General features: G+C 73.2%; 3 protein-coding genes. All 3 read left to right on the plus strand.

Features of this window, described 5'->3' with window-relative positions; all coding sequences use genetic code 11:
- Position 1 precedes the first annotated feature (1 nt).
- The 3 genes from ACZ6S0_RS05870 to ACZ6S0_RS05880 all read left to right on the plus strand — a co-directional run bounded on the left by ACZ6S0_RS05870 (position 2) and on the right by ACZ6S0_RS05880 (position 12,885).
- Entirely contained in the window at positions 2 to 10,921 is a 10,920-nt protein-coding gene (locus ACZ6S0_RS05870; protein ID WP_465913685.1) for a non-ribosomal peptide synthetase, read from the plus strand.
- A gap of 7 nt (positions 10,922 to 10,928) precedes the next feature.
- Positions 10,929 to 12,608, plus strand: a complete 1,680-nt coding sequence (locus tag ACZ6S0_RS05875) for an ABC transporter ATP-binding protein (RefSeq protein ID WP_465913686.1) — start codon at positions 10,929 to 10,931, stop codon at positions 12,606 to 12,608.
- Between the two features lie 64 nt (positions 12,609 to 12,672).
- Positions 12,673 to 12,885: an MbtH family protein gene (locus ACZ6S0_RS05880; RefSeq protein ID WP_465913688.1), complete on the plus strand. Its 213-nt coding sequence runs from the start codon at positions 12,673 to 12,675 to the stop codon at positions 12,883 to 12,885.
- The last annotated feature ends 70 nt before the right edge of the window (positions 12,886 to 12,955 follow it).

Consider the following 12,955-nt stretch of genomic DNA (forward strand, 5'->3'; position numbering starts at 1 on the left):
GATGACGGAACCGAGCACGCGTCTCGCACTGCTTTCTCCCGCGCGCCTGGCCGACGTGCGCCGGCGGACCGGCGAACACTCCGACAGCACCATCACCAAGGCGTGCGCCATCGGGCTGGCCTACTGGGCGACGGGCCAGGGCCCCGACAGCCTCGACCTCACCCCCGGCACCCTGTTCGCCGACGTCCTCGGATGGGTCGACAACGGCGGGGACGGCGGCTGGGAGGTCGGCGCGGACGGCCGCGGCATCACCGTCCCCGAGAGCGTCTCGCTGACCGACGCGCAGCTCGCGCTGGACGATCTGGCCGACTTCCCCGACCGGCCCCTGGGCACCATCGGCCCGTCCAGCGTGCCGGCCCGGCTCGACGCCCTGGCCGAATGGAACGACAACAGGGTCGACCGGGTGCGCCCGACCCTCGTGGAGCTGTTCAGGGAGCAGGCCAGGACCAGGCCGGACGCCATCGCCATCGTGGACGGACGCCGGTCGCTCACCTACCGCGAGGCGGCCGAGCTGTCCAACCAGTTGGCCCACCACCTGATCGCCCGCGGGCTCACCGCCGAGCAGCTCGTCGGTATCTCGCTGGGCCGCTCCGCCGAGATGGTGATCGGGCTGCTGGGCGTGCTCCAGGCGGGGTGCGCGTTCGTGCCGCTCGACCCGCAGTGGCCCGCCGAGCGCCGAGCGGTCGTCATCGAGGACGCCCGGGTCGTCGTGCAGCTCAACGACTCAGGCGAGCGGGACGCGGGTGAGCCGGAGGCCGTGGGCCTCGACCTCGACGACTGGCGATTCGGCTCGTATCCCGCCGGCGACACCGAGGTCGGCGTGCCCGGCCCCGCCCTGGCGTACGTGATCTTCACGTCGGGTTCGACCGGGCGGCCCAAGGGCGCGATGATCCGGCACGAGGCGATCAGCGAACGCCTGCTGTGGCAGGGCAGGGAGATCCTGGGGTTCGGCCACGACGACGCGTCGCTGTTCAAGGCGCCGCTGTCGTTCGACATCTCCATCAACGAGATCTTCCTGCCGCTGGTGTACGGCGGCCGGCTGGTCATCCTGCGACCCGGCGGCGAACGCGACCCGCACCACCTGCTCAGCGTGATCGCCGAGCAGTGCGTCACCTTCACGTACCTGGTGTCGTCCATGCTGGACGTGCTGCTGGAGATCGCGGGCGACTCCGGGCGGCTGGCCAGCCTGAGGCACGTGTGGTGCGGCGGCGAGGTGCTGACCCCGGAGCTGTACGAACGCTTCCGCACCCGGCTCGACATCCCCATGTACCACGGCTACGGCCCGGCCGAGACGACGATCGGCGTCTCCCATGTCATCTACCGGGGCGCGGCCGAGCGCCTGTCGACGTCGATCGGCAGAGCCAACCCCAACACTGAGCTGTACGTGCTGGACGACGAGCTGCGCCCGGTCCCGGTAGGCGTCGGCGGCGAACTGTACGTGGGCGGGTTCCTCCTGGGCCGCGGGTACGTCAACGCGCCCGGCCTGACGGCGTCCCGGTTCGTGGCGAATCCCTTCGCCGGGGACGGCTCCCGGCTGTACCGGACCGGCGACCTGGCGCGGTTCGCGCCGGACGGTTCGCTGGACTTCCTCGGCCGGGCCGACAACCAGATCAAGATCCGCGGCATGCGGCTGGAGATCGAGGACGTCGAGGCCGGCCTCGCGGAGCACCCCCGGGTGCGGCATGCCTGCGTCGTCGCGAAGAAGAACGCGGCGGGCGGCACCTACCTGGTGGGGTACGTGATCCCGGCAGCGGGGAGCGAGGGCCTGCGGGCTGGCGAGGTCCGGGAGTGGGCCGCCGAGCACCTGGTCGAGTACATGGTGCCCGCGCACGTCGTGGTGATGAAGGCGTTCCCGCTCACCCCGAACGGCAAGCTGGACCGTGCCGCGCTGCCGGAGCCGCTGCCCCAGGCGGCCGCGTTCCTCCCGCCCGCCACGGAGAACGAGCGGGTGGTGTGCGCGGCGGTCGCGTCGCTGCTCCGGCTGGACGAGGTCGGTGTCGACCAGAACTTCTTCAGGCTGGGCGGAGACAGCATTCTGGCGATCTCCCTGATGAGCGCGCTGCGCGACGCGGGACTCCACCTCACGGCGGCGCAGATCTTCGACAGCGGTACCTTGCGGGCGCTGGCGTCGGCGGCGAGCCGTGAGGGCGTGCCCGCCGCGGACCGCGAGGACGTCGCGACCGGCTCCGTCACAGGGGCGCCGATCGTGCAGTGGCTCGGCCGGACGACGGACGCGATCGACGGCTTCGTGCAGTCGGTGGTGCTCAACACCCCGGCGGACCTGACCGCCGACCTCCTGGACGAGCTGCTCGCCGCCCTGGTCGGGCGGCACGACATGCTGCGCGCCCGGCTGACGCGCGGCGCGCGGTGGGGCTTCGACATACCGGAGGCGGATCAGGTGGCGGCCCCGGCGGCGGGCCGGGCCGTCGCGCGCCGGTTGCGGAGCGACCTGCCGCTCGACGAGTGCGTCGAACTCGCCATCGAGGGGCTGGACCCGGAGGGCGGCGGGATGCTTCGCGCGGTCTGGCGGCCCGAGGCCCGGCAACTGGTCCTGGTCGTCCATCACGTGGTGATCGACGGCGTTTCGTGGCGGATCCTGATGGAGGACCTGGCCACGGCGTGGCGGCAGCTCACCTCGGGCGCGCCGGTCGAGCTGCCTCCGGTGGGCACGTCGTTCAGGAGATGGACGCAACTGCTGGAGCGCGCGGCGTTCGAGGCGGACCCCGGCTACTTCGCCCGGCCGCTGCCGGGAGCGGACGGGCCGCTGGGCAGGCGTCCGCCGGCGGAGTCCGACACCGTCGCGCGTGAGAGGACGCGGACGGTCTCGGCCGGGCCCGAGGTCACCGCCGCGCTGCTGGGCGAGATCCCCGCGAGGTTCCACACGGGCGTCAACGACGTGCTGCTGACCGCGCTCGCCGTCGCCCTCGCCCGGTGGCGTCGCGACCTCGGAGACGATCAGACGTTCGCGCACATCGAGCTGGAGGGCCACGGCCGCGAAGGACGGTTCGTGGCGGGCGTCGCCGGTTACGAGCCGGACCTGTCGCGGACCGTCGGCTGGTTCACCACGTTGTTCCCGGTGACCGTGGACCCCGGCGCGGCGGCCGACTTCACCGCCCCCGAGTACCTGTCCGCGGCGCTCAAGGCGGTCAAGGAAGACCTCGCCCGGGTGCCGGGCAACGGCGTGTCCTACGGCGCCCTGCGGTACCTGGCCGGGACCGGGTTCGACGCGCCCGCCCCGCAGGTGCTGTTCAACTACCTCGGCCGCTTCGACGCGGGCGGGTCAGGCGACTGGCAGCTCGCGGGCGCCACGGGGCAGTTGGGCGAACGACGCGACCCGAGGATGCGCCTGCCGCGCGCCCTGGAGTTCAACGCGATCGCCGAGCCCGGCCCGACCGGCGCGTACGAGCTGGTCACCACCATCTCCTGGCCGGACGGGAGGTTCGCCGACGAGGACGTCGCGACGATCGGCGAGTACTTCCTGGCGGCCTTGACCGGGGTGGCCGCGCTGGAGCGGGGCGGTCACTCGCCCAGCGACTTCGGCGCGGTGTCCCTCACCCAGGCCGACGTCGACGCCCTGGACGGCCCGGCGCTGCGGGACGTCCTGCCGCTGACCCCGCTGCAGGAGGGCCTGTACTTCCACTCGGTCTTCGACGACGACTCCGCGGGCAGTTACGTCGAGCAGCAGATACTGATGCTGGACGGCTGTCTCGACCGCGAGGTGGACGCCGACCGGCTGGCCGCCGCGGCGACCCGCCTGTTCGTGCTGTACCCGAACCTGGCCGCCCGGTTCGTGGCCCTCGCCGACGGCCGCGTGGTCTCGGTGCTGGACAGCGGCGGGCGAGCCCCGTTCGCGACCCTGGACCGCCCCGGCATCACCGCCGGCGAGATCCGTGACCTCGCGGAACAGGACCGCCGCACCGGGTTCGACCTGGCCGCCGGCCCGCTGATGCGCTACACCCTCATCCGCACGGGTGCGGGAAGGAGCGTGCTGATACAGACCGTGCACCACCTCGTCGCCGACGGCTGGTCGGTGCCCCCGATGCTGCGCGCGCTGCTCGCCGAGTACCACGCGCCGGGGACCGGGCACCCGCACGACGGCTTCTCCGACCACGTACGCCGCCTCGCCGCGCGCGACGACGCCGAGAGCGACCGGGTGTGGCGCGACCAGCTCGCCGGTCTGCCCGGCCCTTCGCTGGTAGCCGAGGGGCACACCCCGTCCGGCCGGTTCGCGGAAACCGCCGTCGAGGACGGGAACGACGTCGACGCGGCCGTCCGGTCGGCGGGCGTGCCCCTGAGCGTCGCCGTGCACAGCGCGTGGGCCGTGACGCTGGGCGGCCTCCTGCACCGCGAGGACGTGGTGTTCGGCTCCACGGTGTCCGGGCGAGAGGCGGACGTGCCCGGCATCGAGGACGTGGTGGGCCTGCTCATCAACACCATCCCCGTACGCGCCCGATGGGACGGCGCCACCACGGCCCGCGACCTGCTCGCCTCGGTGCGCCGGCACCAGAGCGCGGTGCTGGCGCACCAGCACGTCTCCCTGGCCAGGATCGGCCGCCAGGCCGGCCGCGGCCCCCTGTTCGACACCCTGGTGGTGTTCGACGTCGCCACCGAGGTGGACGGTCTGCGCAGGCCGGGCGACGAGTTCGTGATCACCGACATCGTGAACGAGGGAGCGCCGCACTATCCGTTGACGCTGGTGGTGGAGCGCGTACCCGACGGCCGGCCCCGCTTCAACCTGATCTACGACGGCGAACTGCTGCGCGACGGGCAGGCGCGGGCGATCCTGCGCGCGTTCGTCCGGAACCTGACCGGCCTGCTCACCCGGCCGGACGACCTGGTGACCGGCGGCGCCGGGCACCCCGCGCGGATCACCCCGGCGACCTTGGGCGGGCTGTTCGACGCCGCCGCGCGCCGCGCACCGGCCGCCACCGCCGTCACCCAGTGCGGTCTCGACGGCAGCAGCCGGTCGCTGACCTACGGCGAACTGCTGCGGGCGAAGAACGAGCTGGCCTCGGCGCTGCGCGCGGCCGGGGCCGGACCGGGCGAACGGGTCGCCGTCGCCGTCCCACGCTCTGTCGAGCAGGTCGTCGCCCTGGTCGCGATCGTCTCCGCCGGGGCCGCGTACGTGCCGCTGGACCTCGCCCACCCGGACGAACGGCTGGAGTACGTCCTCGCCGACGCCCGCCCGACGGTCGTTCTCGTGGACCGGGAACAGCGCGAGCGCTTCACGGAGCTGGCGGCCAGGGCGGGCGTGCCGGTCCGCGTGCTCGCGCCAGGTGACGAGCTGCCGCTGGACACCACCACGTCCGAGGCCGACTGGCACGACCCGGCGTACGTGATCTACACCTCTGGGTCGACCGGCCGGCCCAAGGGCGTCGTCGTCCCGCACTCCGCCGTCGTGACGCTGCTCGCGAACACCCGGCCCGAGATGGGCTTCGGCCCGCACGACGTCTGGGTCCAGTTCCACTCCTACTCCTTCGACTTCGCGGTGTGGGAGCTGTGGGGCGCGCTGGCCCACGGCGGTGAGGTGCTGGTCCCGGAGTACGGGCTGACCCGCTCCCCGGTCGACTTCCACCGGCTGGTCCGCGAGCGCGGCGTGACCGTGCTCAACCAGACACCGTCGGCGTTCTACCAGTTCATCGAGGCCGACAAGCATGCAGGCGAGCCGCTCACCGCGCTGCGCCGGATCATCTTCGGCGGTGAGGCGCTGGACCTCGGGCGGCTGCGCGGCTGGGTCGAGCGGCACGGCACCGGCTCGCCCGAACTCGTCAACATGTACGGCATCACCGAGACCACCGTCCACGTCACGCACCGGGTGCTGACCGACGACGACTTCGCCCCCCGCGCCCCTCGCGACGGCGTCAGCCCGATCGGCGGTCCGATCCCCGGTCTGGTCACCCACCTGCTCGACGACCGGCTCCGTCCGGTGCCGCCGGGCCGGGTGGGCGCCATCTACGTCGCCGGCGACCAGGTGGCGCACGGCTATCTGGGCAGGCCGGGGCTCACCGCGAGCCGGTTCGTGGCCGACCCGTTCGCGGGTGACGGCTCCCGCATGTACCACACGGGCGACCTGGCCCGCCGCACGCTCGACGGCGAGCTGGAGTTCGTCGGCCGGGCCGACGACCAGGTGCAGCTCAAGGGCTTCCGCATCGAGCTGGGCGAGGTGGAGGCCGCGATCAGGGAGGTCGACGGCGTGGTGGACGTGGCGGTCACCGTGGCCGCCGGCGGCGACCACCTGGTGGCGCACGTCGTGGGTGAGGCGCCGGACGACCTCGTCGGCCTGCTGTCGGCGAAGCTGCCCGCGTACATGGTGCCGGGCCTGGTGCTGCCGGTCGGCTCCCTGCCGCTGACGGTCAACGGCAAACTGGACCGCGAGGCCCTCGGCGAGCGCGCCGCGCGGGACGAAACCTCAGTGAGCGGTCGCGGGACCGCAGGCGGCTCTGCCCTCGCCACGTTGGTGGCCGTCTTCGCCGGGGCGCTGCCCGGGGGCGAGGTGCACGGCGACACCGACTTCTTCGCCGCCGGGGGCGACAGCATCGTCGCCATCAGGGTGGTCAACCGGGCCAGGTCGCTCGGCCTGCCGATCACCGCGCGGGAGGTGTTCCTGTACAGGACGCCGCGCGCACTGGCCGAGCACCTGGCGACGCGCACGCCGCGGACCCCGGCGGCCGTGCCCGCCCTCGGCGCGGACGGCCCGCTGGCCCCGACGCCGATCATCCTGCGGCAACGGGAGCTGGGCGGCTCTCTCGCCCGGTTCGCCCAGGCCAGGACGTTGGAGGCGCCCGAGGGCACCGGGTTCGGCGACGCCGAGCGGGCCGCGAACGCCGTCGTGGCCGCGCACCCGGCCCTGCGGCTGCGGCTGCGCGTCGAGCACGGCACGTGGGCGCTGCGCACCGAACCCGCCCGCGAGGTCGCCGTCGCCCGTACGGACTCGGCCGACGCGACGGCCGTGGCGAACGAAGCCGCCGGACGGCTCGATCCCGAGTCCGGGGAGGTGATCGCGTTCTCGTGGCTGGCCGCGAGCCGGACGCTGGTGGTCACCGCGCACCACCTCGCCGTCGACTCGGTGTCCTGGCTGGTCCTGCTGGACGACCTCGCCGCCGCCCTGCGCGGGGTGCCTCCGGAACCGCCGACCACGTCCTACGCCGAATACGCCGACGCGCTGACGAGCCGCTCCGCCCACGTGACCGGCGACCTCGATCACTGGGTCACCACGCTCGAAGCGCCCGCGCTGCTGCCCGTCGTCGAAGGGCTGCGCGAGATCGAGGTGCGGGTCGCGCCCGAGGTGTCCGCCCGCGTGACGCGTACCGCGCCGGCCGTGCTCGGCGTCGGTCTCACCGAGCTGCTGTGCGGCGCGCTGCGTACCGCGCTGACGCGCGTCCAGCGGTCGCCCGCCGACCTCGCGATCGAGGTGGAGCGGCACGGCCGGGTCCCGGCGCTCGAACACCACGACTACACGCGGACGGTCGGCTGGTTCACCTCCATCGCGCCCGTACGGCTCACCGCGCACACCGACCCCGTCGCCGCGGCGCGCGAGGTCGCGCACCGCCAGCGGGACGAGCGCGGGCAGGTCGCCTACGGCCAGCTCAGGTACCTCAACCCGCAGACGGCCCCGCTGCTGGCCGCACGCCCCCAGGTGCTGTTCAACCACCTCGGCCGGGGCAGCGAGTCCCAATCCCTGCGCATCGCCGGCGGCGACCAGGGCAGCCCGTACGCGGTCGAGGTCAACGCGTGGATCGACGCGGACACCGACGGCCTGCGCGCGGTCTTCACCCTCGCCGAGGGCATCCCCGACGAGCTGACCGAGCACTGGCGGCGCGCGCTCGAGTCGATCGCGGACGCCTGCGAGACGGCCGAGCGGACGGCGCCGGTGACCCCGCTCCAGAGGGGCCTGTTCTTCCAGGCGCAACTGACGGGCCCGGCCGGGCACTACGTCGCGCAGAGCTACTTCGCCTTCGACCGGCGGCTGGACGCGGACGCCCTGGCCGAGGCGATGGCACACGTGATCAGGCGGCACCCGGGCGTGGGCGCCGCCTTCACCGCCGACGCCGCGGGAAACCCGGTCCAGGTCCTCGCGGCGAACCGGCGGGTCGACGTCCGCACGGTCGCGCTCCCGACGGAGGCGGACGTCGAGGCCCTGCGCGCCCGGGACCGCGACACGGGCTTCGACCCGGGTGAGCCGCCGCTGATCCGGCTGACCGTGGTGCGCCTGCCCGGCGACCGCGACGGCCTGCTGCTGAGCTACCACCTGCTGCTGTGGGACGGCTGGTCACGCGAGATCGTCCTGCGCGACCTGTTCGACGCCTACGAGGCCGTCGTCGCGGGCGAGCCGCCGCACCCGGCCCCGGCCACGCCGAGCTTCGAGGACCACGCCAGGGCGCTGGACGCCAGGGACACCTCCGCCGCGAAGCGCTTCTGGGCCGAGCACCTGACCGGCCTGCCCGGCCCGACGCTGCTCGACGGGCCGTCGCCGTCGCTCCCCGACGAGCTGCCGCGCGCACTCGTGCGCACGCTGTCCGCCGAACAGTCGCGACTGCTGCGAGCAGCGGCCAGGACCCACGGCGTCACGCTGAACGCGGTGCTGACCGGCGCGCTCGGCCTGCTGCTCGGCGCGCACACGGGCCGCGGCGACGCCGTGTTCGGCGTGACCGTCTCCGGCCGGGAGGGCGCGGGCCTGTCCGGCATCGTCGGCGTCCTGCTCAACACCGTGCCCATGTGGACGCGGGCACGACCGGACGACACCGTGCGCGACTACCTGTCCGCCGTGCACGCGGACAGAGCCGCGGCGATGGACCACGAGCACCTGGGGCTCGGCGAGATCCAACGGGCCAGTGGCCACGACACCCTGTTCGACAACCTCTTCGTGCTCCAGAACTTCCTGGACCTGGACGCGTTCGCCACGATGAACGCCAGGCACGGCATCACCGCGGTACGGGCCGACGACTCCACGCACTACCCGTTCACCTGGGTCGTCACGCCCGGCGACCGGCTCACGGTCAAGCTGGAGCATCGCGACCCCGACGCGGAGCGCGCCCGCCGGCTCCTGGACGACTACCTGCGCGTACTCGACGACCTGGCCCGCGCGACCGGGCCGGTGGGCGCGCTGCGCGGGTTCGGGCCGGAGCCCGAGCCGGCCGAACGGACGGACGTCGGCACCGACACCGTGGTCGACCGGTTCGACCAGGCGGCGGACCGCGACCCGGAGCGGGTCGCGCTCGTCGCCCACGGCCGGACCATGACGTTCGCCGAGCTTCGGGACCGCAGTCGCGCGGTGGCGGGTGTGCTCGCCCGGCGCGGCCTCGGCCCCGAGAAGACCGTCGGCCTGGCGATCCCGCGCTCTCTCGACTCGATCGTGGCGCTGTTCGCCGTGTTGCGCGTCGGGGCCGCGTACGTTCCGCTGGAGCTGGACCACCCGGACGAGCGGATCGCCACCATCGTCGCGGACGCCCGGCCGGACGTGATCCTCACCGTGAGCGCGGTCTCTCCCCGGCTGACCGGCGACCTGATCGAGCTGGACCGCCCCCTGCCGGAGGCCGAGCCGTTCACCACGTTCGCGCCGGACGATCCGAACCGCCTGCGGCACCCCGCGTACACCATCTACACCTCGGGGTCGACCGGGAGGCCCAAGGGCGTGGTGACCGAGTACGCCGGGCTCACCAACATGCTGGTCAACCACCAGCGCCGGATCTTCGGACCGGTGCTGGCCGAGCACGCGCACCGGGTCTTCCGGATCGCGCACACCGTGTCGTTCGCGTTCGACATGTCGTGGGAGGAGCTTTTGTGGCTCGCCGACGGCCACGAGGTGCACATCTGCGACGAGGAACTGCGCCGCGACGCGCCCCGCCTGGTCGAGTACTGCCTGGCGCACGGCATCGACGTCGTCAACGTCACCCCCACCTACGCCTCGCAACTGGTGGCCGAGGGGCTGCTCGACGACCCGGCGCGGCGGCCCGCGCTGGTGCTGCTGGGCGGCGAGGCGGTGACCCCGGCACTGTGGCGGCGGCTGGCCGAGACCGAGGGGACGGCCGGCTACAACCTGTACGGCCCCACCGAGTACACCATCAACACCCTCGGCGTCGGCACCTTCGAGTGCCAGGACCCGGTGGTGGGCGTGGCGATCGACAACACCGACGTGTACGTGCTCGACCCCTGGCTGCGGCCCGTGCCGGACGGCGTTCCCGGCGAGCTGTACGTGTCGGGCGTCGGCATCGCGCGCGGCTATCTCGGGCAGCCCGCCCAGACCGCGCACCGGTTCGTCGCCTGCCCGTTCGGCGAACCGGGAGAACGCATGTACCGCACGGGAGACCTCGTGGTCCGGCGGCCCGACGGGAACCTGATGTACCTGGGCCGCACCGACCAGCAGGTCAAGATCCGGGGGCACCGGGTCGAGCCGGGCGAGGTCGAGGCCGCGTTCACGGCGCATCCCGCGGTGCGGTTCGCCGCCGTGGTCGCCCAGCCAGAACCGGGGATCGACGGCGCGTACCGGCTGGCCGCGTACCTCGTCCTGGGTGACTCCGACCTGGCGGCGGTCGCCGCCGAGGTGGGCGCGGGGCTGCCGGACCACCTGCGCCCCACGCACTACGCCGACGTCGCCGCCATCCCGCTGACGGTGAACGGGAAGGCCGACGTCAAGGCGCTGCCGGAGGCCAGGCCGTTGGGCGCGCTGACCACGGCGGGCGAGCGCGGCCCGGCGACCGGGACCGAGGCGGTGGTGTGCGAGTTCTTCGCCGAGGCGCTGGACCTGGACGAGGACGAGGTGAGCGCGGTGAGCGACTTCTCGTCACTGGGAGGGCACTCCATGCTGGCCGTACGACTGATCGGGCTGCTCCGCCGCGAGTACGGCCCCGTGATCACCATCCGTGACCTCCTCGCCCTGCGAACCCCGGAAGCGATTGCCCGGCACCTCGATGACAACTCCTGACCCGCACATGTCCCTGACCGGATCCGGCATCCTGCGGACCGCGCTGCGGCGCAACGCGGGCGCCATGACCTGGGGCACCGTCCTCATGGGCATGTACCAGGCCGCCGAGACCGCCTTCCCCGTCGCGCTCGGACTGATCGTCGAGCACACGCTGCGGGAGCGCGGCCTCGCTTCCCTGGGCTGGTCGATCGCCGCGCTCGCGGTGATCATCACGACCGTGTCGCTGTCGTGGCGGTTCGGCATGCGCATCCTGCAGAAGGCCAACACGACCGAGGCGCACCGCTGGCGGGTACGGGTCGCGGCCTGCGGGCTGCAGCCGGTGGCCAGGGACGTCGATCTCAAGTCCGGCGAGGTGCTGACCATCGCCACCGAAGACGCCGACCAGACCGCGGACATCATCGAGGTGGTGCCGCTGCTGGTCAGCTCACTGGTCGCGGTGCTGATCACCGCGGTCGCGCTGGGCACGGCCAGCGTCTGGCTCGGCCTGCTGGTGATCGTGGGAACCATCGCGATCCTGTCGATCCTGAGCGTGATCTCCCAGCGCATCGGCGCGGGCACCCGCGAACAGCAGGCCCGGGTGGCGCGGGCGGGCGCGAAGGTGGCCGACCTGATCACCGGCCTGCGCCCGCTGCACGGCTTCGGCGGCAATCACGCGGCGTTCCTGTCCTACCGGAGGGTCAGCACGGAGGCGAAGAGCCAGGCGATCACCGTCGCCAAGGTGAACGGCGCGTACGCCGGCGCCGCGCTCGCGCTCAACTCGGTCCTCGCCACCGCCGTGACCCTGACGGCCGGGTGGCTGGCGTTCGACGGCCGGATCAGCATCGGGCAGCTCGTCATGGCCGTGGGGCTGGCGCAGTTCGTCATGGAGCCGCTCAAGCTGTTCTCGGAGATGCCGAAGTACGTGATGGTCGCGCGCGCGTCGGCCGAGCGGATGGCGCTGGTCCTGGCCGCGCCCGCGGTGATGACCCCGGGGACACGGCGCCCGTCGGCGGGCGGGGACCTGGAGGTCGACGACGTCCGATACGGGTCACTGCGCGGGCTGAAGTTCCACGTGCCCGCCGGCGAGTTCGTGGCGATCGCCGCCTACCGGCCGGGCGCGGCGGCCGACCTCGTCTCCCTCCTGGCCGTGAACGTCCCGCCCGGCGCGTACGAGGGGGTCGTGCGGGTCGGCGGGCACGAAACGCGGGACCTGTCGATCGAGGCGGTCCGCGAGCACCTGCTGGTGAACCCGTACGACGCGGAGATCTTCGCGGGCACCCTGCGGACGAACATCGACCCGGCGGGCACCGGCCGTCTGGTCGCCGAGGCCGTCGAGGCGTCCATGCTGACCGACGTCATCGCCCTCCACCACGAGGGGATCGACCACGGCGTCCGCGACCGGGGCGCGAACCTCTCCGGCGGGCAGCGCCAACGGCTGTCCCTGGCCCGCGCTCTCGCCGCCGACGCCGGCATCCTCGTCCTGCACGACCCGACGACGGCCGTCGACGCGGTCACCGAACAGCTCATCGCGCGCAACGTCGCACGGCTCCGCCGCGACCGCACCACCATCGTGATCACCAGCAGCCCGGCCTTCCTGGACGCCGCCGACCGCGTCCTCGTCCTGGACGACGGCGTCATCACCGCGGAGAGCACCCATCGAGACCTCCTCGCCACCGACGAGACCTACCGCTCGGCCGTGGCCCGATGAGCCCCCGTCGTCGCCCCTCGACGGCGTGCCACCCGACCCACCCGACTCCCCGGAGGGACCGAACATGACCACCAATCCGTTCGACGACGCCGACGGCCGCTTCCTGGTCCTGGTCAACGCCGAGAACCAGCACTCCTTGTGGCCGTCCTTCGCGGAGGTCCCGGCCGGCTGGACCGTCGTACTCACCGAGAACACCCGGGCCGCCTGCCTGGACTACATCGAGACCCACTGGACCGACCTGCGCCCTCGTTCCCTGACCAGGACCACGAACGACTGACGGCTCGCGCGCCCTCTCCTGATCCGGCCGGACCATTTCTGGACTTGACAGTCCATTTTTGGCTGCGCAA

The organism is Nonomuraea sp. NPDC051298 (genome assembly GCF_055586305.1).

Coding starts and splice junctions, on each gene's coding strand:
- ACZ6S0_RS05870 (WP_465913685.1), top strand. CDS start 2: ATGACGGAACCGAGCACGCGTCTCGCACTGCTTTCTCCCGCGCGCCTG.
- ACZ6S0_RS05875 (WP_465913686.1), top strand. CDS start 10,929: ATGTCCCTGACCGGATCCGGCATCCTGCGGACCGCGCTGCGGCGCAAC.
- ACZ6S0_RS05880 (WP_465913688.1), top strand. CDS start 12,673: ATGACCACCAATCCGTTCGACGACGCCGACGGCCGCTTCCTGGTCCTG.